This window comes from Pseudorhizobium flavum (assembly GCF_044142885.1).
GTDB classification, from domain to species: Bacteria; Pseudomonadota; Alphaproteobacteria; order Rhizobiales; family Rhizobiaceae; genus Neorhizobium; species Neorhizobium flavum.
The window spans coordinates 16,774-43,110 of the sequence record NZ_JBIOKZ010000015.1; the positions used below are offsets into that span (position 1 = coordinate 16,774).

19 protein-coding genes and 1 pseudogene are annotated in these 26,337 nt (G+C 59.3%); 16 read left to right on the plus strand and 4 right to left on the minus strand.

All coding sequences use genetic code 11. The features are described from left to right. Positions 1-6 precede the first annotated feature (6 nt). The gene (locus ACEPP2_RS19715) at positions 7-1,260 is read right to left on the minus strand and encodes a polysaccharide biosynthesis/export family protein (RefSeq protein WP_395517687.1); all 1,254 of its coding nucleotides are present in this window, start codon (positions 1,258-1,260) and stop codon (positions 7-9) included. A gap of 82 nt (positions 1,261-1,342) precedes the next feature. Beyond that, positions 1,343-2,023: a sugar transferase gene (locus ACEPP2_RS19720; protein WP_395517688.1), complete on the minus strand. Its 681-nt coding sequence runs from the start codon at positions 2,021-2,023 to the stop codon at positions 1,343-1,345. 678 nt (positions 2,024-2,701) lie between these two features. Between ACEPP2_RS19720 and ACEPP2_RS19725 the strand changes: the two genes are divergently transcribed. Both ACEPP2_RS19725 and ACEPP2_RS19730 read left to right on the plus strand, forming a co-directional pair. Beyond that, on the plus strand, positions 2,702-2,986 hold the full coding sequence (locus ACEPP2_RS19725) for an exopolysaccharide production repressor protein (RefSeq protein ID WP_395517689.1): 285 nt from the start codon (positions 2,702-2,704) through the stop codon (positions 2,984-2,986). Positions 2,987-3,074: 88 nt separating this feature from the next. After that, complete coding sequence (locus ACEPP2_RS19730) at positions 3,075-4,073, plus strand: glycosyltransferase family 2 protein (RefSeq protein ID WP_395517690.1); 999 nt, start codon at positions 3,075-3,077, stop codon at positions 4,071-4,073. Here ACEPP2_RS19730 and ACEPP2_RS19735 read toward each other — a convergent pair. Both ACEPP2_RS19735 and ACEPP2_RS19740 read right to left on the minus strand, forming a co-directional pair. Then, on the minus strand, positions 4,064-5,005 hold the full coding sequence (locus tag ACEPP2_RS19735) for a polysaccharide pyruvyl transferase family protein (RefSeq protein WP_395517691.1): 942 nt from the start codon (positions 5,003-5,005) through the stop codon (positions 4,064-4,066). The genes ACEPP2_RS19730 and ACEPP2_RS19735 overlap by 10 nt on opposite strands. Continuing rightward, positions 5,002-5,988 carry a glycosyltransferase family A protein gene (locus tag ACEPP2_RS19740; protein ID WP_395517692.1) on the minus strand — a complete coding sequence of 329 codons (987 nt, stop codon included), beginning with the start codon at positions 5,986-5,988 and terminating at the stop codon, positions 5,002-5,004. The genes ACEPP2_RS19735 and ACEPP2_RS19740 overlap by 4 nt, the downstream gene beginning before the upstream one ends. Before the next feature lie 95 nt (positions 5,989-6,083). Here ACEPP2_RS19740 and ACEPP2_RS19745 point away from each other — a divergent pair, with 95 nt between their 5' ends. The 14 genes and pseudogenes from ACEPP2_RS19745 to ACEPP2_RS19810 all read left to right on the plus strand — a co-directional run bounded on the left by ACEPP2_RS19745 (position 6,084) and on the right by ACEPP2_RS19810 (position 26,281). After that, a complete protein-coding gene (locus tag ACEPP2_RS19745; RefSeq protein WP_395517693.1) occupies positions 6,084-7,550 on the plus strand; it encodes a lipopolysaccharide biosynthesis protein in 1,467 nt (488 codons plus the stop codon). A 309-nt stretch (positions 7,551-7,859) separates the two neighbouring features. Beyond that, positions 7,860-9,017, plus strand: coding sequence for an acyltransferase family protein (locus tag ACEPP2_RS19750; RefSeq protein ID WP_395517694.1), 1,158 nt, complete (start codon positions 7,860-7,862; stop codon positions 9,015-9,017). Between the two features lie 3 nt (positions 9,018-9,020). Continuing rightward, positions 9,021-9,818 carry an endo-1,3-1,4-beta-glycanase ExoK gene (exoK, locus tag ACEPP2_RS19755; protein WP_395517695.1) on the plus strand — a complete coding sequence of 266 codons (798 nt, stop codon included), beginning with the start codon at positions 9,021-9,023 and terminating at the stop codon, positions 9,816-9,818. Positions 9,819-9,864: 46 nt separating this feature from the next. Beyond that, positions 9,865-11,070 carry a glycosyltransferase family protein gene (locus tag ACEPP2_RS19760; RefSeq protein ID WP_395517696.1) on the plus strand — a complete coding sequence of 402 codons (1,206 nt, stop codon included), beginning with the start codon at positions 9,865-9,867 and terminating at the stop codon, positions 11,068-11,070. Continuing rightward, positions 11,070-12,068: a glycosyltransferase family 2 protein gene (locus ACEPP2_RS19765; RefSeq protein ID WP_395517716.1), complete on the plus strand. Its 999-nt coding sequence runs from the start codon at positions 11,070-11,072 to the stop codon at positions 12,066-12,068. Before ACEPP2_RS19760 ends, ACEPP2_RS19765 begins: the two co-directional genes overlap by 1 nt. Before the next feature lie 35 nt (positions 12,069-12,103). Continuing rightward, a complete protein-coding gene (locus tag ACEPP2_RS19770; protein WP_395517697.1) occupies positions 12,104-12,994 on the plus strand; it encodes a glycosyltransferase family 2 protein in 891 nt (296 codons plus the stop codon). After that, on the plus strand, positions 12,991-13,992 hold the full coding sequence (locus ACEPP2_RS19775; RefSeq protein WP_395517698.1) for a glycosyltransferase family 2 protein: 1,002 nt from the start codon (positions 12,991-12,993) through the stop codon (positions 13,990-13,992). The genes ACEPP2_RS19770 and ACEPP2_RS19775 overlap by 4 nt, the downstream gene beginning before the upstream one ends. Positions 13,993-14,130: 138 nt before the next feature. Continuing rightward, on the plus strand, positions 14,131-16,437 hold the full coding sequence (locus tag ACEPP2_RS19780; RefSeq protein WP_395517699.1) for a Wzz/FepE/Etk N-terminal domain-containing protein: 2,307 nt from the start codon (positions 14,131-14,133) through the stop codon (positions 16,435-16,437). A gap of 1,352 nt (positions 16,438-17,789) precedes the next feature. Beyond that, positions 17,790-17,899, plus strand: a pseudogene (locus ACEPP2_RS19785) (transposase); the annotation flags it as partial. Between the two features lie 1,098 nt (positions 17,900-18,997). Then, the gene (locus ACEPP2_RS19790) at positions 18,998-19,783 is read left to right on the plus strand and encodes a glycosyltransferase family 2 protein (protein ID WP_395517700.1); all 786 of its coding nucleotides are present in this window, start codon (positions 18,998-19,000) and stop codon (positions 19,781-19,783) included. An 8-nt stretch (positions 19,784-19,791) separates the two neighbouring features. Beyond that, a complete protein-coding gene (locus tag ACEPP2_RS19795) occupies positions 19,792-21,999 on the plus strand; it encodes a glycosyltransferase (RefSeq protein WP_395517701.1) in 2,208 nt (735 codons plus the stop codon). After that, a complete protein-coding gene (locus ACEPP2_RS19800) occupies positions 21,992-22,810 on the plus strand; it encodes a polysaccharide deacetylase family protein (protein ID WP_395517702.1) in 819 nt (272 codons plus the stop codon). Before ACEPP2_RS19795 ends, ACEPP2_RS19800 begins: the two co-directional genes overlap by 8 nt. An 11-nt stretch (positions 22,811-22,821) precedes the next feature. Beyond that, positions 22,822-24,723, plus strand: coding sequence for an SEL1-like repeat protein (locus tag ACEPP2_RS19805; protein WP_395517703.1), 1,902 nt, complete (start codon positions 22,822-22,824; stop codon positions 24,721-24,723). After that, positions 24,713-26,281 (plus strand): tetratricopeptide repeat protein, encoded by a 1,569-nt coding sequence (locus tag ACEPP2_RS19810; RefSeq protein ID WP_395517704.1) that lies wholly within the window; start codon positions 24,713-24,715, stop codon positions 26,279-26,281. The genes ACEPP2_RS19805 and ACEPP2_RS19810 overlap by 11 nt, the downstream gene beginning before the upstream one ends. Positions 26,282-26,337 lie beyond the last annotated feature (56 nt).

A 26,337-nucleotide genomic window follows, 5' to 3' on the forward strand; every position in this document is an offset into this window, starting at 1 on the left:
GTCGTCTCACTGCATCAGCAGTTCGGACGCGACCTTGACGACGTCACCAGGCTTGAGAGGGGTCGACTCGTCAACCGGAATCTCTTTCGGCCCGTCACCCTCGTCGCGAACCACGACATACTTGATAGTGGCCTTCGTTGCGTCGAACTTCAAAGCCTCTGTCGACTGCGCCATCGCCTCCGACATCAACTGCCGGCTGGTTGCCAGTTCCAGTTCGAGCTTCTCCAGCTCTGCTTCGGTGTCCTGGAGCTCCTTTGCCCGCTGAGCCTCCCAGTCGTTGCGCAGGTTTATCTCGTCCTGGTTGGCCTTGCTGATGTCCTGCCGCGCTCGCAGCACAGCCGTATCGATATCCAGCAAGGTTGCTTCGACATCGGCGGTCCGCTCTTCAATGGAGAGCCGACGCTGGCTTGTCGCGAGGCCCTGCTCGCTGAGACGGGAGATCCGCTCCCTGTCCTTCTGAACCAGCGCAAGCTGCTCCTTCTGGGTTTCCGCCTTCTGGCCGAGGGACTTCACCTCGCTCTCCAGCAACTCGCGAAGATCGGCGAGCGCCTCGAGTTGGAGTTCATACCGTTCGCGACGGGATTTCATGAGCGCGGTTTCGCTCTCCAGTAGGGCGTCTGCGTTAGGCACCTTCTCCAGGGACGCAGGCTTTGCGATCTCCTCCGCGCCCTCTATCTCGGCCAGTAGCCGAGCCTTGCGAGCCAGCAGTCGCCCACGCTCGCTACCATGGACCGAAGCGTTACCGCTTGCGTTGATGAAGTCGCGCGCGAAACGCTGACCGGCATCGGAGCGCCGCAGGCCGCCGGCGAGGCTGACTGCCTTGAGCACCGTCATTTGCGGCACGTAAGGGTATTCGCCAGGTGTGGTTACGTCGCCAGTGAGATAGACTGGCCGGAACTTCGCAATCTCAACGGATGCCGAAGGCACCGTCCTCAATGCAAACTCGCTCTGAAGCCGCTGGCCGATTTCCTCGGCCACCTCTCCGGTCGTTTTTCCGGCAGCCATGAGTTCGCCGATGAACGGCAAGGAGATGGCACCTTCCGGACCGACTGCGTATTCACCACCCATGACGCCCCAGTCCTTGACAGTCCCCTCCGTCGGTTGCCACTCTGCAACCCGGATCCTCACCTGATCCATGACGCCCAGGTGATAGGCTGTGTCCTGGGCATGAGCGACCGAAGCCGCCGGCACCGCTAAAACGCATACGAGAGCGCCCACGGCCAACATCTTCACAACGGCTGCAACCGTCTTGTCGCGCATGATACCTCCTTGCTTGAATAAGTTTCGCGCGGAGATCCCGTGAGATTTCCGCTGACGCTTTCCCATCGAGGTGGGACTGTATCTAGTAGCTGCCTCTGGACAGGCAGACTGCCGGCACGGTCTTCGCGATAATCAGGACGTCCCGGATCAGGGACCAGTTCTGCACGTAATGGGTGTCGAAGGCGATCCGGCTCTCGTAAGACACATCGTTGCGTCCGCTGATCTGCCAAAGGCCGGTCAGCCCCGGACGCGTCCTCAGGTAATAGACGGCATGTGCATCGTAGAGGTTGAGTTCCTCGTCCACGACGGGGCGAGGACCGACAACGCTCATTTCGCCGCGCAGAATGTTGATAAGCTGGGGTAGTTCATCGAGGCTGAGCTTGCGAAGCACGCTGCCTACGACCGTGACGCGAGGGTCCGAACGAAGCTTGCGCGTCCTCCGCCATTCTTCGGCGGCGGTAGGATTGGCATTCAGATACGCTCTCAGAACCTCATCGCCATTCGGTACCATGGTGCGGAACTTGAGGCACTGGAAGTATCTTCCATTGTGGCCAACGCGTCGATGGCCATAGAAGATCGAGCCTCCATCGGAGTATTTTACGAGCGCCATGATCAGGAGAAAGATCGGGCTGAAAACGAGGAGCGCAAGCGCTGCGGCGGTCACATCAAATCCGCGCTTGGCGAGACCTCCAGTCACAAAGCTGAACGAGGTCTTATTGGGAATCAGGAACGGCGATCCGGCCGAACGTGTCGCTGACTTCATAGAGGGAACTCCATCTAATTGGGCGAGGGGATCGGTTGCCTTGCGGCGTCGCGGAGCCAGAGAGAATAACAAGTATGTGTTCGCAATTTGATGGCAGGATGAACCCGGGCCCGGGCACGCCGCTAGGGCCGATTCTAGAGGTTGTGGGCTAAGGGGCAGCAGCAATGGAGTTGCTTAAGCGCCAAGCGTTTCTGAGTTTAGCCGAACTAATTCTCAACCGGATGTGGCGGAAATTCCAGATATGCTGGAATGAAGGGTGTGGATCACGCAATGATCAGCCGCAATAGTACGTAGGAGCTCGGGCAGGTCAAACCTAAGATGCTTCCACTTGGGCCTTTAGTCCGGAGAATATTGCGCCGCAATGCATTGCTGCAGCGCAATAGTTGTGTGGCTCCCACCCCACACCCCGGAAATATAAGTTGATCAAAATCAAGTCGTGACGGTGCGGGCGGAGCTCGCATGTCGGCCCGCGAACGCGCGAAAAGGGGCAGAAATGCGCCCTGGCGGTAGCACCAAGCTCGCGCCTCGCAGCAGATTCGCCTTCATGGTTGCGAAAGGCGCATGGCCTTACACTCATATTAGCAGTTCGGATATGTGTCCCCATGCGCTACGATGTGGTTCAATAATCGCAGTGAGGGAGCAGACGCCTAGATCTGCAACTCAGGGAGGATCTATCATATGTATGCGCCACGCGTCTTGTTCAGCATGGTTTGCGTCCTGCTGGTGTTTGCGGTGGCGGCATATTGGCTGACGGGATCGATTAGTGAGGTGGTGCTCGCCACCATCGCCTGTGCGCTACTGCTTCAGGTGGGCTATTTCGTCGGAATCCTCTATCTCGTCCGTCAGGAGAAACAGCAGCGTCGGGACAATATTGCGTCCAACGCGGCCTCCCAGGCGGCAGCGCATCCGGTCCGCGACGTGAGCGGAGAGGATGATATCCACGGCGACGTGGCGCGACACTGAACGCTACGGGCGGGTTGCCGCCACTATTCCACACCCAGGTCACTTTCAGAGTGTTTAGTGACGTCTTACGTCAGCCTGGAGACCATGAATGTCCGAGCCCAACCCTGAGGCTATCTGCGTAATTATTGCCGCAAAAAACGCTGCCGCCACTATACCGACGGCGATTTCTTCTGCTCTTCGCGAATCCTCCGTCGCCGAGGTCGTCGTCGTCGATGACGGCTCCACGGACAGGACGGCACTCGCCGCCGAGGGCGCTGACGACGGGAGCGGACGACTGGTGGTTCTGTCCCTGCCGGTCAATCGGGGTCCGGCCGCTGCTCGCAATCACGCAATTGCCCACTCTAAAGCGCCGCTGATCGCGATCCTCGACGCGGATGACTTCTTCTTTACCGGCCGGTTCGAAGCGATGCTCCGGCATACCGAGTGGGACTTCATCGCGGATAACATCGCGTTCACGCGTCACGCTTCTGTTTCGGAGGCGCCGCAAGCGTTCCAGGCCCGGGCACGCTCACTCTCCACCGTCGAATTCATCGAGGGCAACATCTCCCGACCCGGATCGCGCCGCGGTGAGATCGGCTTCCTCAAGCCCGTTATGCGCCGAAGCTTCCTGGACCGACACGATCTCCGATATAATGAGAACCTACGGCTCGGGGAGGATTACGACCTCTATCTAAGGGCGCTTGTGAAGGGTGCCCGCTATACCGTCATCGAACACTGTGGGTATGGCGCCGTGGTCCGGAGTGATTCCCTGAGTGGCCAGCACCGTACCGATGACCTTCGTCGTCTCTACGAGGCGGACATCGCCGTTGTGGCAACGACCGGATTGGCGGATGATGTCACCGCGGCCCTGAGACAGCACGAAGGACATATCCGCGCTCGACATGACCTGAGGGCGTTCCTGGACAATAAGAGGAGCAGGGGTACTGCAGGAGCGATGGGCTACGTTCTGCGCAATCCGGGGGCGGTACCGGCTATTGCGGCAGGGATCGTCCGGGACAAGACGCGCCGACTAAGGCGTGAACCCGATGCAGCTCCGGAAACTGGCCTCAGATACCTTCTGCCGGGCGTGCCTGTCGCTCAGAAATAGTCCTTTCGGACGCCCTCCAGGACGTCGTTGAAGCGGGCCTTCAGCGAATTCAGGGCCATGTCGGAACTGAGTTGCGGTTCCTGGCGACTTGCTTGCCAAAGGGCAAGTACGGACGGTGCCGCGAGGAACTGCTTCACCGCACCACGAAGACCCGCCGGTGACGGCCGCGCTTGCACAAGGACGTCTCCCTGGGCCGTCTCCGCCGTGGGTCCCTGCCGGCTGCTTCCTTCGAACGGGAAGCCCCAGAAGCGTGTCTTCTTGGCGATCGCTTCAGCCCTGGTCGAGACCGGCACATACCGTGGCTGGTAGTTCGCCCCGACACTGCTGGCCCAGTCCTTCCACTTGAAGTTATTGATCGAGGATGACGTTGTCACCGCCACCCACGGCACCCGGAATGCGTCCGCCAGTATGGCTCCGTGCATGGATTCTGCGACTATCATTTCCGATTGCGCGATGTGCCGGATGACCGATTTCGCCTCACCGCGCGGGTCGAGGTAGGTGAGCCCCGCGGGTTCGCATACGGACTCCCACATGCCGAACTCCGCCGACTCCCAATGTGGCACAAAGGTCTTCCTGTGCAGCTTGGGAAGGTTCTTGAACTGATCGAGGTCGCTGATCATGACCGCCGGATCAACAATGCCCTTGTCGGAGGAGAGGCCAAGTCTTTGTGCGGTCTTCGGGCCACGAACGCAACGCACATCCCACTCTCTGGGGTCACTGATGTCTGGCGGATCGCCGTAGCCGTAGCCGCTGCCGATGACCAGCTTGTGCACTCCGTTCGGCAGCAGGGTCGGGTTCAGGACCGTGCCTACCCCAACCAGCAGCGTCTCCTCCCGAACCTCCCGCAGACCGGGCAGCAGGGCGTCCCATAGCCAGAGGTTCAGGTCGTCGCCGAAATTGCCGTGATGCGAGGGCCAGTGATACGGCTTCATTTCGGTTCTCCCTGTGAATGACAGCCACGCCCCAGCTTGCCTGCACCGAGTTGAACCAGCGTGCGCAGGATTGCCGGGTCGCGCCATGCCCAACGGGCAAGCAGGCGAACATCAGGTGCACTCCGTTGCCGCACCCGGCCGGCTTGGCTCCACAGAGCCTGCTGGCGAGCGGTGTTCTTGTATTTCGTGATGGAGGCAACATCCTTCGGTCGACGCGAGAACCGGGTTTCCAGCCTGTCCAGCGCCTCCCACGTGTTGAACTGCTGCTGCAGGAACTGCGGTGATTGACTGTCGATGCTGTGGAAGATGTTCAATCCTATGCCCCTTGCAGCGCCCGCCTCATCGCAAAGGAGGTTGCGTCGCGAGGCCAGGATGCAGTCACAGAAGAACAGGACGTCTTCGGCCGCCAGCCGGAGGGCGGCGTCAAACCGGATGGTCTCGAAGAGGCTCCGTGCCAGCACCATGCAGGAGAGGTGAAGGAAGCTCCAGTTCTTCAACATGACGCTCGCGAGATCGGGAACCTCGATGATAAGAGGCTCATCAGATAGCCGCGTACCTCCCGCCCTTGCCTCCAGTTCGGCCATGCCGAAGTGATAGTAGAATTCATCGCTTGCCTGCATCGAGGCCCAGTAGCAGTCGCCTCTGAAGCGTGTCATGCAGTCTTGGGCGTTCTTCAGATGGTCCGGCAGCCAGATGTCGTCGGAATCGAGGAAGGCGACGAATTGCGTCTCAGTTGGGACATTGTCCAGACCCGTGTTGCGCGCGCCTCCCGGACCCCCATTGGCCTGCTTGATGACGGTGATCCGCGATCTTGTCCTTGCATCCAGCGGCTCCAGTTCCTCCTCCGCCGGCAGAGGAGAAGCGTCATCGACAACCAGGACGTCGAAATCCTGGAAGCTCTGGCCAAACACGGAAGCCAAGGCCCGCCGGAGAATACCCGCCTCTCGTTGATAAAACGGAATCACTACGGTGAAGGTCGCCATCTTTTCGCCCCTGCTGTCCCTGAAGGAATGAGAGTTCGCTGGTGAGAGGCTGTCCAAGGCTTGCGCCCAACAACCCAGCTACGGGATCTTTATCTATGGCTCCAGTTCATGGCGTGAAGACGATCACGACAAATGTCGGATGGAGCGTCCTTTCAAAAACAGCCACATTCGGGCTGAAGTTTGTCACGGTGCCCATCCTTGCGCGGCTGCTTTCGCCGGAGGAGTTCGGCGTGGTGGCCGTTGCGCTTACTGTGGTACAGTTTCTGGCGATGATCGGTGGCGCAGGATTGACCGCCGCACTGATCATGCAGCACGACGCCGACGAAGAGACGGTTCACAGCGTCTTCTGGGCGAACCTGTGCATGGCGCTCCTGATGTCAGTCTGCCTGTACGCGTGGGCAGCACCACTCGGCAGCCTCATGGGCGCTGCCGAAAGCGCGCCTCTGTTGCAAGTGATGGCATTGCTGATCCCACTGCAGCTTGCAGGCGATGTGGCCTACACGCTCCTCGCCAAGAGGATGAACTTCAGCAAGGACGCGATGTGGAGCACGATCTCCGAGTCGGTGGCAGCAATCGTCGCAGTGGGCATGGCTTATCTTGGCTTCGGCATCTGGGCTCTGGTGACGCAGTTGTTCTGCTCGGCGCTGATCCGGCTGATGGGGCTCTATTCTGCGGCACGTTATCTGCCCTTGCCAGTCATTCGCCCTCGCAAGCTGACGCCGCTGCTCGGCTTCAGCTCCGGCGTGATGGGATCCGAGATCGCCAATTTCGTCACGTTCCAGTCGCCGATGATCATTATCGCGCGCCTGCTCGGATTAGCGGATGCGGGCGCCTATTCGGTCGCAAACCGGTTTGCCAGCATCCCCAATCAGGTCGTGCTGACGGCGGTGATGGGTGTTTTGTTTCCCGCCTTCAGTCACATGGGAGAGGATCGCAAGCGGCGTTCCGAGGCACTGATGCTGAGTACGCAGGTAACGACTGTGCTGCTGGCGCCCGCCATGTTCGGGCTTTGGGCGGTTGCCGAGCCGGCCATGAGGGTCATCTTCGGTCCTGCCTGGGCTCATGCATGGCCGGTGCTCGGCCTGCTTGCGCTGGCGAAGGGCATCATCACCCCGTGCAGTACATTCATTCCCTATCTGAAGGGTACAGGTCATGGCCGCGCACTGTTCTGGTCGGCCGTCATACGCGCGATCGTGACAACCGGGGCGGTCGCTCTGGCCGCGTGGTACGGGACGCTAGTAGATGCGATCATTGCGCTCTGTGTCGTGAACGCTGCAACTCTCGTCGGCTATTCCTGGGCAGTGTTCCGCGTAGACAACATTCCGTTTTTCATCGGCCTACTCGCCACCAGCAGGTCGATGATCAATGCGATGATCATGGCGGTCTGCGTGCGCATTTCGCTGACATCACTGCAAGCCCGGCTCGACAATGACTATTACGAACTCGCTGTGGGAGCAGTGATTGGTGCAATGATCTACGGGGCTCTGCTTCTGCTGACGGAACGACCGCTATTGCGCAAGCTGCTCCAACTCGTCCGGACGAGAAACGCAGTCGCGGCCTAGCTGCCCGATTGGAGCCACATTACATCTCCCCGCTGCAGAATCGACGGGATGCACCTGATCTCAATGCCACTCGGGACTAACAAAAAACAACTCTGTTACGGTTTTTCAGGGGCAGCTAACATCCCTTGTACCCGTGGAGGTTCGCCGCTCCACTTCGCCGCGCGGTGCTGCGACTTTCAACGCTGAAAGCGAGCTTATTGCCGCGGGGCCACATTTTGCTCCAATCGCACGCCGATGTTTCCCGGAGAGACGCGGGCGCCAGTCTGCTCTGACTGAACCGGTGGCGAGGGAGGCGCTGCCCGAATAGAGGTGACTCTTTTGGCGGTCGATCAGAACCTATCCTCCCGCATCAATCTGATGCGCATCCTTCTGATCTGCGGCATCGTGTTCGTACACGTGCCGTTTGATCCCCAGACAAGCCCGTTCCTGGGGCGGCTCTGGCTGTTCGACTGGTTCAGGGTCTTCCTGGGAGACAGCCTTTTCCGGATCGGCGTCCCCTGCTTGAGCGCGATCTCGGGTTATCTCCTGTTCAGACGCGGGCTCAGTGAATTTCGGTTTGCACCCGTCGTACGGTCCAAGTTGAAGACCGTTCTGTTGCCGTTCCTGCTATGGAACCTCGGGCTCCTGCTCGTCCTCCTCCTGATGCAGCGGGCGCACGTCGGGATCGGGTATTTTCCCGATCTCTGGAGCGGCAGTCCGGCTGAGTTCACCAACTACGCGCTAGCTTTCCAGGGATATCCCATCAACCTGCCGCTCTACTTTCTGCGCGACCTGTTCGTCTGCATCCTGCTTTCGCCCCTTCTGGCCGTGCTCGTTGCACGAGCCCCCTGGATGACTTGCGGCAGCCTCTTTCTCCTGGCGATCCTGCCGGACGTAACCGTCGGGCTCGTGCTCAAGAAGTCGATCCTGTTCAGCTTCGCCTTCGGTATCGCACTGGCAGTCCATAACGTTGATACGAAGGCGCTCGACCGACACGCCCCGATCGGTGTGGTGGCGACATTGTTTGCCGCGGTCGTGCTGGCGTCAGGACTATATTCGATGGGACCCAGCTTTCCCTTCTGGATGGATCTCGCCCGCAACACGCTCTCGATCGTCGGCGCGCTGGGCTTCTGGCTGCTCTCGGCCATGCTCCTCCGGACCGCGCTCGGCCAGAGGCTGGCCAGAACCGGCAGCCTCAGCTTCTGGGTCTTCTGCGGCCATTACCCTCTGCTGGTCGGCTTGTGGATGATCTGGAACCGGTTCGGTGATGCTGCCGCCTATCCGGTGTTCTACGTCAGCGCGGTCCTGGTAACCTTCGTAATCCTGATATCTTCCAACGCCATCATCAGTCGGTCCCTGCCGGTTGCCTACCAGATCCTGACGGGAAGCCGTGGCCGCAGCCAGGGGGCTGCGCCTGCCTCCCGTCGCCTTGATGACGCTGACGCCATCGCCGTCAAGGGCGCAGCGTTCAGCCAAGATCGGAGATAAACCATGACAAAGACTTTCGCCGCCGGAAGGCGGCCCGCGGTTGTTGCCGCGATCGCCCTGGTACTAACCACCTGCGGCTCCAATGTCGTTGCGCAGGACAAGTCCGCGGGGGCGTCGTTCGTGGAGGAGTTCGATCGTCTGGACAGTTCCTTCTGGTACGTCTCCGACGGCTGGAGCAACGGCGCCCACCAGAACTGCACGTGGTCGAAGAAGCAGGTGCGCGTAGACGGTGGCAAGGTTCACCTCGGCTTCGAGGCAGCCGATGCTGGTGACCGGAAGTTCGCATGTGGCGAGATCCAGACCCGGGCGCGATACGGCCACGGTACCTACGAGGTGCGGATGAAGGCCGGGGAGGGGGCCGGGTTCAATTCGGCCTTCTTCACCTATATCGGCCCCGCCGACAAGAAGCCGCACGACGAGATCGATTTCGAGGTGCTGGGCAAAAACCCGCGCCAGGTGCAGGTCAATCAGTATGTGTCGAGCAAGGGCGGCAACGAGAAGCTCGTTGGGCTGGACGAGGACGCGACGACGGCCTTCCACGACTATGCCTTCACCTGGGAAGAGGGCCGTCTGCGCTACTTCGTGAATGGCAAGCTCGTCCACGAAGTGACGGATGCCTCGAAGATCCCGCCCAACCCGCAGAAGATTTTCCTCAGCTTCTGGGGCTCCGACAACCTCAAGAATTGGATGGGACCATTCTCCTACGACGGCCCGCGCAGGATGGAAGTCGAGCGGATCGCTTTCACGGCTCAAGGAGATGAGTGCCAATTCCCGGAATCGCTCCTTTGCACACTCGATTGAGCAAGTCGGCGACCTCGAAATACGAGAGCAACGGAAACAGACGGACATGACAGAGGTTCTGTATCTCGCACATGACCTGAGCGACGCTGCGGTGCGACGCCGGGTACTGATGCTGAAGGCTGGTGGAGCTCGCGTTACAGTGGCGGGCTTCCAGCGCGCCGGGAATGTTCTCGCTGACGACGTGGAAGTGCCGGTCATCGTTCTCGGCCACACGGCGGACGCTCACCTGGTGCAACGGGTCGCTGCCGTCCTCGCAGCTTCGGTTGCGCTGCGGCGGAAGCTGGCCGCGGTACGCAGGCCTGACGTGATCGTAGCGCGAAACCTCGAGATGCTCGCCCTTGCCGATCCCGCGTCACGTCTCTTCGGCGGCGACGTTCCGGTTGCTTACGAATGCCTGGACATCCATCGGCTGCTTCTCGACGAGGGCAGCAAGGGACGCCTCCTGCGGCTCGCCGAAGGACACTTCGGCCGGAAGGCCAGCCTGCTCCTTACAAGCTCGCCGGCGTTCATCGAGAACTACTTCGATCGGCGATCACGGCTGGATCTGCCAACGCTCCTGCTGGAGAACAAGGTCCTCGATTTCCATAGCCATTTCGAAGAGAGGCAATCGTGCCCATCCGCTCCGCCTGCGGGTCAGCCCTGGAAAATAGGGTGGTTCGGCGCGCTCCGATGCCGAAAATCGCTGCAGATCCTGATCGATCTCGCCGCGCGCATGGAAGGACGGGTCGAGATCGTCCTTCGCGGTCGGCCGGCCTATGGCGAGTTCGACGACTTCGAGGGCCAGGTCGGGCGGGCGTCGCATGTGGAGTTCGGCGGACCATATCGCAATCCGGAAGACCTGGCGGATATCTACTCGGATGTCCACTTCGCTTGGGCGATCGACTTCTTCGAAGAAGGCCTCAACTCCCAATGGCTGCTCCCGAACCGCTTGTACGAGGCGTCGTTGCATGGCGTGGTTCCAGTGGCACTGGCATCGACCGAAACAGGCCGCTTCCTCAGGCGGAGGTCGATCGGTGTGACTCTGGACACGGTGACCACTGGCGAACTGGCCAGCGTGTTCCACCGGATGGATGCAGCGCGCTATCGCGGGCTCGGCGAGGCGATGGCAACAGTCGATCCGGCATGCTGGGTCACGGAACCCGAGGAATGCCGCGCCCTGGTTCAGCGCTTGTCGGCTCTTTCGGGAGCGATCCCGGCAATGGCGCCGTCCTTTCCTTCTCCCTCTCATCTACAACCCGGAGGCAAGTCATGATGACCGGAGTTGATCGAGATAGAAAGGCTGCACTGATCGTGATCCCCTGCCTCAACGAGGAGAAGAATATCGAACGGCTATTGCGCCAACTCGTCGAAGGACTGGACGAGCAGCGTATGACAATCGTTGTCGCCGACGGCGGCAGCACCGACAGAACCCGCGAGATCGTCGAAGAACTGGCCGCGCAGCGGACAGATATCCGGCTCGTCGACAATCCCAGGCGCCTTCAGGCCTGCGGCATCAACCTTGCGGTCAAGCAGTTTGGCGATGGATGTGAGTTTCTCATCCGGATCGATGCCCATGGTGACTATCCACCAGACTATTGCCGAGTTCTGCTGAAAGAAGCCGTCGCCAGGAAAGCCCATTCCGTCGTCGTGAGCATGAAGACCGTTGGCTTTGGCCTTTTCCAGAAGGCAACAGCAGTTGCCCAGAATTCTAAGCTCGGGAATGGCGGCTCGAAACACCGTGACGGCGGCAAAGGCCAATGGGTCGATCACGGCCATCATGCATTGATGCAAATCTCTGCCTTCCGCACAGTCGGTGGGTATGACGAGAGCTTCAGCCACAACGAGGATGCAGAACTCGACCATCGCCTGCGGGCCGCCGGCTTCAGTATCTGGATGACGAGTGAGACCCTGATGACCTATTATCCGCGCTCCACCGCCTGGTCTCTTTATCGCCAGTATTACGGCTATGGCCGGGGGAGGGCGAGGAACATGCTGAAGCACCGCATGCTCCCCAAGCTTCGCCAGGCACTTCCACTGGCCGTCGTCCCTGTCTTCGTGGGTGCGCTGCTGGCATTCCTGCACTGGGTTGCGGCGGCCCCCTTCATCCTGTGGGGTAGCCTTTGCGTCACCTATGGGTTCTGGATCGCAGTATCGCAGAAGAACCCGTACGGACCGGTAGCGGCGGTCTCTGCGATGATCATGCACTTCGCCTGGTCGGCCGGCTTCTGGGCGGAACTGCTGCGACTTCAACACAGGAGGACGGCGCAGTGAGAATTGCCAAGTCCCGTGGTTCAGTGGATATCGCTGTGTGCACATTTCGCCGACCGGCATTGCGGGAGACGCTGGCCTCGCTTTTCGCCTTGAGGCTTCCGGCGGATCTCGACGTGCGGCTCATAGTGGCCGACAATGATGCGGAACCCACTGCTCATGAGCTGGTGCATGAGATGCGGGGACGATCACCCTTCGAGATCGAATATGTCCATTGCCCGAAATCCAATATATCGATTGCGCGCAACACCTGCTTGAACGTCAGCGAGGCTGACTACCTCGCCTTCATCGACGACGACGAGGTGGCATCGTCTGCCTGGCTGCAGGAACTCTTCCACATGATCAGCACGACGGGTGCCGATGCGGTCCTGGGCCCTGTCAGGGCCATCTATGATGATGATGCGCCGGGATGGATGCGACGTGGCAATCTCCACTCCACTATGCCCGTCTGGGTCCGTGGCGTAATCAAGACGGGCTATACCTGCAATGTCATCCTCGACATGCACTCTCCCCATATTGCTGGTCGCCGGTTCGACTTGCGTCTGGGTCAAAGTGGTGGTGAAGACACGCAGTTCTTTTCTGCGATGACCGAGGAAGGCGGGCGGATTGCCTTTGCGCCGGCAGCGCTCCTGTGTGAGCCGGTCCCTGCGAAAAGGGCCAGTTTTTCCTGGCTGTGCACGCGTCGGTTCCGGTCGGGCCAGACGCATGGGCGCATCCTTTCGGAAAAGCAGGAGGGGATTGGGCGGATGTCGCAAGTGGGGCTTGCGCTCAGCAAGTTCGTCTATTGCACGCTGGCGGCGCTTTTGACGGCGCCGGCGCCGGTTCGCCGAAATCAATTCATCTTGCGCGCGCTCCTTCATGCCGGTGCCCTCACCGGTCTGCTAGGGATTCGCGAAATTCGTCAATACGGACTGATGGAGCCAACATGAGCGATGCGTCGCAACAACCGGACGTTACGTTTGTCATAGCTGCTTACAATGCGGAACAGACACTGCCGCGCGCGATAGAGAGCGCGCTTTCTCAAGAGTCGGTTGATGTCGAGGTCATAGTGATCGACGATTGCTCCAGCGACGGAACGAGCGCGGCTGCCCACGCATTCGATGATCGCCGTGTTCGAGTGATCCGGCAATCAAGGAATGGCGGGCCGGGCAGGGCGCGCAACACCGGCATCGCTATGGCAACCGGCAAATGGATTGCCGTTGTTGACGCCGACGACTCCGTGCTGCCGGAACGCTCGGCCGTAATGATCGCCCGCGCGGCGGAAAGCGGAGCTGATCTCGTGGTCGACAATCTTGAGGTCGTGCCCCTGGGGGATGGTCAACACTACCGCATGTTCGACAGCGCCAACCTCTCGCTGCGCAAGGAGATCACGCTTACCGATTACATCGATTCGAATGTGATTTTCCGCGACACCTTCAACTTCGGCTATATGAAGCCGATCTTTCTGCGCGACTTTGTCCTGCAACATGATCTTCGTTTCGACGAAAGCCTCAGGATCGGTGAGGACTACGTCATGGTGGTCTCGGCGCTCGCGAGGGGAGGCCGTTGTGCTGTCGAGCCTTCCGCGGGCTACCTTTACCACCTGATGCAAGGTTCCATTTCACGCGTGCTGGAGCTTCACCACATCGAAGCCATGCTCGCAGCCGACCAGGCATTTCTCGAGCGGTATGCGTTGAAGGGAAGCGCTCTTGCGGCTCAGTATCGCCGTACGTCCAGCCTGATGGAGGCGCGGGCGTTTCTCGTGCTGGTCCAGGCGATCAAGACCCGGTCACCGGCTGGCATCATCAGCGCCGCCGTCGCCCACCCGGCAGCACTGCGCCACCTGCGCATGCCTATTGCAGTGCGTCTTCAGCGTCTTCTTGACCGCTCACCGGCATTGTCGCGACGGACGGCCGCCCGGAAACGGCGACTCCGTCAGCCGGGATAGGCTCAGAGCTCCCGTGGCGGCTTGATCCAGGGCCGCCGCGGCAGAACCATAACCCGGGCTCAAGAGGGATTGCCCCGAGCCCAATGCAACAGGTGCCGTATCCTGCGGTGACCAGCATGAACTCTCGAGGTGGCCGACATGGACCAGATGAGTTTCCGATCACGGTCGATGTTCAGGAATGACGAAGCGGAACGCGACAGCTTCATTGACCTAGACAAGCTCTGGGCGGCCGTGGTGCGGCGGCTCGGGGTTATCATCGCGTGCGTCATCGCATCGATGGTGCTCGCCGGGATCTATCTCTTTGCCGCGCAGCCGACCTATACAGCGATGACCCAGATCCTCATCGACGACAATCTTTCGCGGTTTGCCGAAGAGCAGGAGGATGTCCAGAGTGCACAGCAGATCGACAACCGGATGTCGAGTGCCGTTGAGATCCTCAAGTCAAAGGCCCTGGCGCTCCGCGTCGTCGACGATGCCGAGCTCGCCGACAATGAGCTCATCACCGATCCACCGCAATCTCCCGTCGATTTCCTCAAGATGACGGTGAAGAGCGTGATCTTCGTGCTCACGCCCGCCAAACCGCCTGCATCCGAAGTAGATGCACGCAGTGGACGTCGCGAAAAGGCGGCCGCCATTCTTCAGCAGTCACTGAACGTCAACAGGGTCAGTCGCAGTTCGGTCATCGCGCTTGCCGTTGCCTCGCCTGACCCGCAGCTATCCGCACGGATCGCCAAGACCTATGCCGAGGCTTACATTGAGGAGCAACTGAACGCCAACTTCGACGCCAGCGAGAGGGCCTCAGTCTGGTTGCAGGAAAGGCTGAATGATCTCAATGCGCGGTCGCAGGAAGCGTCACTAGCCGTCGAACGCTACAAAATTGACAACGGCCTGGTCTCCCCGCGCGGGGAATTGCTTTCGACGCAACAACTGGCGGACCTCAACAGTCAACTTATCGTCGCGCAGGCGGACGCGGCGGAAGCGTCTGCGCGCTACCAGCAGTACAAGGCCATCATCGACGAGGGGCCGGAGACGGCCGTCAACAATGCCGTCGTATCCACGCGCGAGACCGACAACTCCATCCTCCAGGATCTCAGGAAGCGCTACCTTCTTGCCAGTGAGCGAGAGCAGGCGATCGTCGCACAATTTGGTCCGGAACATCGGCAGGCGGTGGCACTGAAGGCAGAGAAAGAAGAGCTGTCCCAGCAGATATACCGGGAACTGCAGCAATTGACCGGCAGCTTTCGCAACGAATTCGAGGTGGCGAGTTCGCGCGAGAAGTCACTGCAAGAAAGCATCGCAAGGGTTGCCGGCACTAATTCGAGGGCCAATGTCTCCATGGTCCAACTGGCGGAGCTCGAGCAGAAGGCGGCCGCGCTGAAGACGCTCTACCAGTCCTACCTTGCGCGGTTTGAGCAGGCGTCCCAGCAGCAGTCCTTCCCGATCGCGAAGGCGAGGGTTATCTCCGAGGCCGGTACGCCCACTGCACCCTCCAGTCCCAAGAAGACCCTCACGATGGCGCTCTCTCTCGTGCTCGGCCTGATGGCAGGCGGAGCGGTCGCCGGCTTTCTGGAAATGCGCGAGCGATATCTCAGGACTGGCGATGACGTGCAGGCAAAGCTTGGCGTCCGCTTTCTCGGCTATCTGCCGCACATTACGGCCAGAAAGCTGGCCGTTGATGTCACGACTGCCGAGGAGCGGCAGGAAGCCGAGCAGGCTCAGTCAATTGATTTTCGCCAGATGATGCGTTTTGCAGTCGATGCCCCACGCTCCAGCTTTGCTGAGACGCTGAGGAATACGCGGCTGGCTTGTGATGTCGTTCTGCAGGGGAAGAAGCCGAGGGTTATCGGGGTGGTCTCCTGCCTGCCGGGTGAGGGCAAGTCAACGGTGGCCGCTAATTTCGCGGGCCTTCTTTCTGCAAGCGGGGTACGCACCCTCGTCCTCGATGCTGATCTCAGAAATCCGGGGCTCAGCAGGATGCTGTCGGTTGAACCGCAACTTGGGCTGGTTGAGGTGGCGCTACAGCAAGTTGATTGGACGCAGGCGGTGCGCGTAGACCGCCGTTCCAAACTCGCCATACTGCCGGTAGCAGGCAAATTCACCAAGCTCGCACACACGAGCGAACTGTTGTCTTCGGTGGGAATGACGCGCCTGCTGGACAATCTCCGGGAGAAGTTCGAGGTAATCGTTGTTGATCTGGCGCCTCTTGTCCCGGTGATAGACGCAAAAGCGTTAGAGCCGCAGGTGGATGGCTTCATCTTTGTCACCCAATGGGGCGTAACACCAGCGAAGACAGTACAGAACGTTCTGGCGTCGGAGCCCCAGGTCGCCTCCAAGGTGATCGGGCTGGTCTTGAACAAGACGGACATGGCTCAGCTGCACCGCTATGCCGATCCTGGCACGCCGGAGCAATTCCATGAGAAGTATATGTCTTATTACGAAGCCTAGCTTTGTTCGTTGACGATGGGAGATTGCGAACCTGTGTTCCAGTAGACCCCGCTATGAAAGACAGCTGACGGTGGCAACGCGCAGTGCTTCTCTCAGATGCCAGCACGGCGGGACTTGCAGTGATAGGTCGACGTGTCGAACAGTATGTCGCTTTGCGGATACCCACCCGACGACAATTCTCCGCCACCGGAATTCCATCCAAGCCTTGCTTCAGAACGAACGCCTTCCGATTCTCAGGGATCAGAGCAAAAGTACGCGACGGAAGGTTGGAGCATAGATCCATTCTCAACGGAAATATCAGGCCACGCGGGATCAGTCTCAATGGCAATAAAGAGGATGGGCGAATCTCGCAGCTTCGATAGCCTCACCTAGGCCCCATTCGAGCAGGACCCTCACTACAGCAAACCCGCGGTCTGGCAATGCGCTCGAAGCAGGCTCTGGCATCTGCAGGCGAGATGCGTCGCGTGGCCGATGTCCCGATCGCAGTCTCCCGGGTTCAGATCCTCCATCTGGCGGAACCTGTTTTTTGCAGCTAGCCAATGTCATTCGCCAAGGGACGGGATGCGAGATCAGGACCGCAGAACCCGGTCTCGCATCCCGTGCGCCAGGGGGTTGACGCATGATCACCTATCGAACCTCCAACATCGAACCACGATCATACCGTCTACTCTGCGTATTGAAGTAGGTGTGCCTAATGTCTGCTCAATCCTCAACCTGCCTGCGTCGCTCATCGCCCAAAGTCGCCGCTTCGGCCAGTTAAGTTGAGATGGATTGCCGTCGTGCCACTCACTATCAATCCATTCCTCGCCACCGATAAAGCAGAATGGTCGTAACGACATGGCGACGATGGAACATCCCGCGTCGCCGGGTTCGAAACTCTGCCCAATGATCGTCAGCTTCTGCACGGTGGATCACCGCCTGCGGCGGACGTCACCTGGTTATGCCGACTGTCTGGTCGAAACGGGGTGCAGTTCAGATAGTAGATTTATTGACAACGCCTGCAGGAGGTACCCGACCTTGGGCGGATGTTAGAGTGCGCGCGGGTTGCTACTCTACGTGTCGGATTACAGAGCGCCTGAACCTACGATGGTCAATGAATGTCAAACCTTAGAACGACTTTTTAAGATGCTCGTTCGAAACGGATATCCACCCGAAGCGGCCGACTGGCTCCGCCGACATAGATTATCCATCATTATTATACTAAACTTAGCTTCATGGACATTGCTAATTGGCGGTGGATGGTGGATCTGGTGGGGCTTAAGCCTGATCCTCCAGCTCGGCTGAGCGGCATTGAGCTGCCCCTGATTTTTTCCTCCGCTTGGGGTGTCCGCCTCGATTTGAAGGACGGACAGATGAAACGGAAGCGGTTTACGGAGAGCAGATCATCGCGGTTCTGCGTGAGCACGAGGCGGGCGCGAAGGCGGGCGATCTGGCCCGCAAGCACGGTGTCAGCGAGGCCAGCTTTCAGCACCTAGAATTCGCGGAGTGATATACCGGAAGCATGAGTAAGCAAGTGAGTAACGTCTCAATTTGTAGTCAATCAGAGGTTCCATGGCTGTTTACGTTGTCACCGTAGATCTTGACCGCTTAGGCAGTAACTACACTTCGCTTCGAAGAAAGCTGCTGAGCCTCGGTGCTTTTCCAGCTCAGGGCACAGTCTGGTTCGTGAAATATGATGACTGCGCTGACGCATTGCGGGACAACCTACAGACGCATCTCCATCACAATGACCGGCTCTTCGTGGCCGCGCTTAGTAGTGAATGGGCTAGTTTTAATATCGCGTCATTATGTCATTGGCTGGAGGAAACACGTACCTCGCCTGCTCCGCAGGAGTAAGGAGGCCAGCCCCTTTCCGTCGCCTGTCCTAACGCTCCGGTCACTGCTGGCGGTGCATTGTCTGGGACTTTAGCCGCCGCCCAGATAGGGAGTCAGCGGTTCCCAAGCATCCGTGAGATGAAGCGCAGCCTCTTCTGTCGTCAATAACTGTGTCGCCGTAGGATGAATTTGCTGAATTGGTCGCGGAATGCCAGCGTCGAATAACGCTCGATAACTCCAGGATGATCACTCGAGAGCCCCCGCTTCGAGGACGCGAGGAGCGGTTCTAACATGGGTCCACTATCGATAGAACAATATTCCGTGATCCCGGGTCAGCTCTCAGTGCAGATCAGCACGCTCAGGCAACAGAGTGCTGACGGCTGGCATGTGCGGGAGCATTGCGGGAGGCCTCGACTGATCGATCAATCCATTTCCCAACTTTCCCTGACCAAGGTCGGGCAAACATGGCCTGACCTTGGACCGACATAGACCTGACGTTGCGCCGTTTCAGATGAAGCTGAAGCGGAGTAGTTTTGACAAAAGCTGTGGAACAACCGTCGCGGTAGCCCTTCGCAGAGCCTCTACGATAGCTGCCATGGCTCAAGCCAGGGCGTGGCGCTTTAGTTGGTAGTGCTGTCCACATCAGCAGCTTGAGAATCCCGACAGGGTCAAAACCGCACGCAACATAGCCACCGTAAGGAGGAGCGACATGCCGCACGGGTCAAGGGTGAGCGAGGATGTTCGTTTGGACAAGCCGACTTGGGATACGGCCTCGCCTGGAATTTCGGTGATCATCCCCACGCTCAACGAGGCCATGAACCTGCCGCATGTGTTGCCTCGAATACCTTCATGGGTTTCCGAAGTGATCCTTGTCGACGGAAACTCCCAGGATGGAACGGCGGATGTCGCTAAAGAGCTCATGCCATCTATCAAGATCATCAACGAAGCGCGCAAGGGCAAAGGCCGTGCGCTGCGCACCGGAATCGAGTCGGCAACAGGCAGCATCATCATCACGCTTGATGCAGATGGGTCAGCTGATCCGGCGGAAATCCCCGTTTTTGTCGGTGCACTTCTTGCCGGCGCTGATTTTGTGAAGGGGTCGCGCTTCATGCAGGGCGGCGGTACCAGCGACATGGAATGGCATCGTAGGCTTGGCAATTGGGGCTTCGTGACGCTGGTAAAATGGCGATTTGGCTCTCGCTTCACCGACCTCTGCTACGGCTACAACGCGTTCTGGAAGGATGTCTGGCCGGTACTGGTGTCGGACGACGCCGAAGGCTTCGAAATCGAGACCAGCATGAACCTGCGAGCCTTGGTTGGAAAGCTGAGCATACATGAGGTCCCCTCTATGGAATACAGGCGTATCCATGGGGCGAGCAATCTGAACGCTTTTACGGATGGGCTGAGAGTGCTTCGAACAATCACCAAGTTTGCATTCGGGGGAGGTGGAAACCAGGTGGCGCTGCCGGGCCTTGAGAGACGGCCGCAAACGGTTCCCGTCCAAACGATCCAATCCCCGCTAAAATTCTAGTGTCTGCCATGCAAGAGCAAGTATCCTTCTGCGTTGTGGTCTGTGTACATTCCGACGAACGATTTGACCTGGCTGGTAGGGCTGTTCAATCGATCCTGTCACAGACGCTCATGCCTGACGAAATCATCCTCGTGAGCGACCATAATCCACCATTGGCGGAAAGGCTGAGCCGGCAGTTCCCGCAGGTCCAAATTATTCCCAATGCGCACAAGAAAGGGCTGTCAGGGGCTCGAAACACTGGCTGGGAGGCAGCGCGCTGCGATGTGGTCGCCTACCTCGACGACGACGCCGAGGCTAAACCTGACTGGCTGGCGCGATTGGCGAAACACTACAGAAACCCGTGTGTGATGGGCGCCGGAGGATATGTAAAGCCTGACTGGCAGGGGGCTCAGCCCAAGTGGTTTCCCGAAGAGTTCAACTGGGTCGTCGGATGCTCATATCGCGGACTGCCTGCTAAGGCAGTGGCGGTCAGAAACCTGATAGGATGCAACATGTCCTTCCGGCGCGAGATTCTAGCGCTGCTGGGCGGATTTCGGGAAGGGCTTGGGCGCGACGGAGCCAACGCGTTTGGATGCGAGGAAACGGATTTCTGCATTCGTGCAGCACAAGTCTTTCCCGATTGGCACATCATCTATGACCCCCGGATACACGTGTGCCATCACGTCTCCGCTATGCGCGCCAAACCTGGTTATTTTCTGCGACGCTGTCTCGCCGAGGGCCGCTCCAAAGCGATCGTTGCCGCAAGGAATGGTAACGCCCAAGGTCTCTCTAGCGAGCGACACTATGTATGGCACACCCTTTCAAGCGGGTTTTTCATCGGGTTGGCCAATGCGGTTCGAGGCGACGTCGCCGGCTTGTCTCGCGCTGCAGCCATCGTGGCAGGTCTTGTCCAGACGGCGCTCGGTTATGTGGATTTCCGGTTTCTGCGGCGTGCCCAAAGCAGTTCGGCAAGGTTTTTCCAGCCGATGCAGATCGTTGAGGTCGATCTTGACGAACCGGTGGATGGGCGCTTGCTCGCGAAGAACGTCGAATTCCGTGAACTCGGGGGCACCTTTATTCTGACAAAAAGCAGAGGGCGGCCGGTGGCCACGGTGGAACTACCGACCATTCGACCACTTCATGATACGCAGACGTTGCGGCAGCTCTTGAGTGCACGTATCGAACGCGATGTCGTTGAGGAGCCGCCATATCCCCTTCAGCCCGTTCCTGTGAGCGTGATCGTGGCGACGCGGAATCGTCCTGTTCAACTCAGCCGTTGCCTGAACAGCTTGATGGCGCAGAACTACCCTAGCTTAGAAGTGATCGTGGTCGACAACGCGCCGTCGGACGACACCACGAGTCGACTGATCAATGAGCGGTTCAGCGGTCGCGTTCGCTATGTGTGCGAGCCTCGTCCCGGGTTGGCGCAGGCACACAATACAGGTGCGGCGGTTGCTCGCCATGAGGTTCTCGCATTCACTGATGATGACGTCATCTGCGATAGTGGTTGGCTGGCAGCGATCGTCTCGGCTTTTGAGGCTGGAGGAGACGATGTTGGCTGCGTGACGGGACTGATACTGCCGATGGAGCTTGAGACCCGCGCCCAGTACTGGACGGAGCGCCATGGCGGCTTTGGCAAGGGGTTTTACCGGCGCCGTTTCGACATGAAATCGAAGCCAAGCGGCGCGGGTGCCCTTTATCCTCTCACCGCGGGTCAGTTCGGCTCGGGAGCGGCCATGGCATTCAGGCGTCAAGCACTGAAAAAGATCGGCGATTTCGACCCCGCGCTTGGTGCGGGGACAAAGTCGCGAGGTGGAGACGACCTCAACGGCTTTGCTTTGACGATCCTTGCTGGTCAGGCAATCGTTTACGAACCGGCAGCCATCACCTGGCACGAACACCGACGTGACGAGACAGGCATGCAACGGCAAGCCTTCAACTATGGGGTCGGGTTGGGCGCCTATCTTACGTCCGTCATCTCAAGAAGGCCAAGCTTGATCTGGCAGCTCCTCATGGGTCTGCCTGCCGCCGTCGCTCACCTGATGGGTTCAGGTTCCGCAAAGCTTTCAAGGCTTCCGCCCGACTATCCAGTTTCCTTTATCTGGCTTGAGCGGTTCGGCATCCTCTTCGGTCCTCTCGCATATCTCAACAGTCGCAGAAGCTTGACCGCCAACCCGTCACAGCGTCGAGGCGGGATCGCAGAAAACACCAAACTTGGGGTCGAGATCCATGACTGACCCCACCACTATCCCGATCCTCTTGTATCACAGTATTGATAGCCATCGCCCCAAGGCCTACAGCCGCTGGGTCGTGACACCCGCCTGTTTCGAGAGCCATCTCGCCTTGATACGAGACGAAGGGTACCAGCCGATAACGGTTGAGACCCTTGCCGCGGCGATAGCGTCTGGAAGCACAGTGCCGCCGAAATGCGTAATCATCACCTTTGATGATGGCCTGGCCGATTTTCTGTTGAATGCCATGCCGATCCTTTCACGTTTCGGTTTTCCGGCAAGTCTCTACGTCACCTCTGGTTATGTGGGAGGCATGGCCCGGTGGCTGGCCCATCTTGGGCAAGGCGATCGGCCGATGCTTACCTGGCCTCAGATTTGCACGTTGGCCAATGCGGGGATCGAAATCGGTGCACATAGCGTCAGCCATCCGCAACTCGACCTGGTGGAGCGCCATAAGGCACGACGGGAGATCGTCGAGTCACGCGAGGCAATCGAAGACGCGATTGGTCGGCCGGTTCGCAGCTTCGCGTACCCGCACGGTTATTCCACTCGCGCCACAAGGCAGATGGTTTCAGAGGCAGGGTTCCTGGCCGCGTGCGGCGTCCGTAACGCACTCAGTTCCAGCCGGGAAGATCCATTCCAGCTGTCCCGGGTCATCATGGAGCAGTCCATGGCGCCGGCTACGATCGCACGCATTCTTGCTGGAAGTGGACTGCCTGTCGCACCGGCTGCCTGTCGGCCGGCAGTGTTTGGTTGGCGCCAAGTGCGGCGCGCGAGGCAGGTCTTTGCAAAGCGATCGATGGGCGTTGCATGCTAAGGAGCTAACAGATGTCGGGTCTCACCCATAGCGTTGAACGCAGCCTTTATCTCCTCCTTGCGCTGGCCGTCTGGGGCAGTTGCGGCAATGCATCCGAAACAGTCATGCGAGGGCCTCACGACGAGATCCCTCCGATTGCACAGGCCTATCGCCAGCTCGGAGACCTATACCGCAATGGCCGCGTGCCACCCAACAAAGCGCGGGATGTAGAGCAGTTTCTGGATGAGGTTCGACGCGTGTCCGATGATGCTCTTTCGGTCGCGGTTGTCGATCCCGCAAAACTCGTCGAGGGCGCCCGGGAAACGCAGCCCGATGGGCCGCGTGCGGTTTCTGCCTACCAAGTCGCTGGAGGCCTGGGAGATCCGGAGGCGCTTGTTCGCCTGGGCGAACTCTACCGAGAGGGCAAGGTTGTTCCGAAAGATCTGCGTGCAGCCTTCTCCTATTTTTCACAAGCCCGCGATCTTGGTTACCAGAGTGCACGTTGGCGGCTAGCCGAGATGATGTTGCGCGGAGAGGGGACCGCGATCGATCGGCAGGCAGCGCATGTTGAGCTCAAGCTTGCGGCAGACGCCGGAGTGGCCACCGCAATGTTGCTGTTGGGCGATCTGTACGCATCCGGGGATTTGGGCTCCGCCGACCCTGATGCAGCGGTCTCGTCTTGGCAGCAAGCGGTGGACGCAGGCGAGCCAATTGGCCTTTCCCGTTTAGCGACCCTTTACGATCGCGGCGAGTTAGTTCCCCGTGACGCGGAGAATGCCTACCGCCTGTTCGAAGAGGCCGGCAGCAAGGGTGACACTCATGCTGCTGTCCGCGCGGCACGAATGCTGGTGGCTGGCGATGGTGTCGCTGCCGATCGAGCGCGGGGTGTGGCACGACTCGAGACGCTCGGAAGAACTGCTGGAGCGGAAGGAAAGGTCGCGCTTGCTGACTTCTACTCGAACCGCGAGCAATCGGGCGAAAGCTTCAATCTCCAGCGCGCTTACGAGTTGTACCGCGCCGCCGCTCGACAGGGAAGCCGTTCGGCCGAGTTGCGTACGGCTTTGATGCAGATCCACGGTGAAGGGACAGCAGCCAGACCTGAGGCCGGAATTTCGATGTTGCGGGCAATGGCCGCTGAGGGTTATGCACCCGCTGCCTACTCTCTGGGCGATCTTTTCGCCTTCGGTCCCGCCCATCTGACCGACTCTAAGGCCGCCGTTGCCGCCTATGAGCAGGCTCACAAGATGGGCGATCTGCGTGCCACAGCGCTTCTGGGGGACATATACTCGTGGGGAGACCTGGTTGCTCGCGATCCAGACAAGGCGCTCGAATACTACAAAATTGCTGCACATAACGAAGATGTTGTTGCACGTCTGAAAGCGGACGCATTGGTCATTCGCGAAACCGGAACGCAGGACGAGGCGAGGGCGGCATTCGAGGACGTCCAAAAGATTGCAGCAAGTGGACTGACTGAAGCCATTGTTCTTTTTGCCGACCTGACCCGAACAGGTATCGCGGGCGTGGCAGCGCCTGACGAGGGTGCTGCGTTGCGGAGCTATCTGAGTGCGGCGCAGAAGGGAAGCAGGGATGCAGCGCTAAGGGCGGGTGAGATCTTCATTGCAGGAGAGCTCAGGCACCGTGACCCGGCACGCGGTGCGGCACTGATGCTGGCGATAGCCAAGAGCGATGCGTCAGCATTCGTGTCTCTGGGAGATGCGTTGTTGAAGATCGGTGCAGATCGGCCCGACGACCTTATCACTCCCGTAGAGGCTTTCGAACGGGCAGGTGCGGCAGGGATTTCCGCGGCATACCTCAGGCTCGGAGATCTCTACCGCGATGGGACTGGAGTGTCAGTGGATGGCGCCAAGGCTGCACGTTACTACTTGCAGGCGGCAGGGCTGCCCACGCCGGGAGACATACCCGATGGTCTTTGAACAATCCCGTAACCAGGCTTCCCACCGGAGGCCATGCGGCAACAGGATCTTCGCAGCGGCCATTTTTTGGACTGCGGTTCTATTTTGGCTGAACGGAGCGATGGCGCAGTCTGACCTTCCCTCCGAACAAGACGGCTTCGCAAGGAGCTACATGCGGCTGGGGCAGATGTACATCGAGGGGAAGGCAGTTCAGCGCGATCTGGAGAAAGGTCTGTTCTATATTCGTCGGGCCGAACAGGCTGGAAGCGACGAGGCGAGGCTCGCCTTGAGCATATTGCCGTACAAGTTTGCCGAGACAGGATTGAAGAAGACCGATGCTCTGGCCCGTCTTCAGGACATGGCTGCTGAAGGACAGATCTCCGCACTCCTCTTCCTCGCCGATGTTCAGGCCGGATCATATGGCGACGAACCTGATTGGACGCAAGCTCTTGCAAGCTTGGGTATTGCTGCTGATCGTGGAAGTGTCGAGGCAATGCTGAAGATCGGCTACTACTATCGCCGAGGTGAGGTGGTCAGTTATGACGCCCAACAGGCCGTGACCGCCTTCAAGCGCGCAGAGGCTGCCGGCAGTCGCACTGCGTCGCAAGAGCTTGCGATCTTTCAAGCTTATGGTGAGGGTATGGACCCGGATGCGGCCGCGGCGATTTCGCGACTTAAAGCCGCCAAGGCCGCCGGGCGCATATCAGCCTTGGTAACAGAGGGAGACCTGAAGCTGAAGACTGGTACTCCGAAGATTGAGGTTGATGGGGCAATTGCAGCATGGACCGAAGCCGCAAGTGCTGGCCGCACTGATGCAATGCTTCGGTTGGGAGATTTCTACTATAATGGCTACTTCGGACGCCGTCAGTTGAAGAAGGCATTTGCCTATTATCGCGCCGCCGCGGACGCTGGCGATCCGTTTGGCCAGCTTGCCCTGGCAAAGGCGCAACTGGCTCAAGCGCAAACGGCGAAGGCAGGGATTGAACAACTGGAAGGACTGGCAAAGAGTGGGATCGATGAAGCGGGTGTCGCTGTTGCCAACGCATATCTTCGCGGTACGGGAGTTCGAAAAGACGTCCAAGCTGGTCTGCGCCGCCTACAGGATATGGCCGAGTCTGGCAGCATCGTTGCCCGTCTACGGCTTGTCGAAGTCTATCGCAGTGGGCTGAGGGATGGATATGGGCAACTCGTGCGAACCGATAAGGCGAAGGCCGCGTCGTTGCTAAAGCCGCTTCTGCCTTCGCTTGGCGTGTCATTGCGTCTCTACCATGAGCTTTTGCTGAGTTCGGCCATGGGCCGGTTGCGCAACCCCGACGACCTGGCGCGCAAGCTCGATGATCTGCCCCTCTCCCTACGGCATCGGTTCTTCAAGGATCTGCGGGCCGATGTTCCCGATCTCTATTTTGACCTCCTCCGTTCGAAGCTGGCTGATGCTGGCTATCTCGAAGTTGATACAGTCGGCTGGAAGCCCACAATTAGAGCGATGATGTCCTATTGCCGCAGCCGAGGAGTGGAAAAGGTTTGCGCTTCGGGCCCGTTCGCTCCCCAGACTGCCGAGATGTTGTCTGCCTTGCTATGACGGCTGTGAACTACGGATGACATTTGCCTTCGCTGAGGTGGATCGCTTCAAAAACA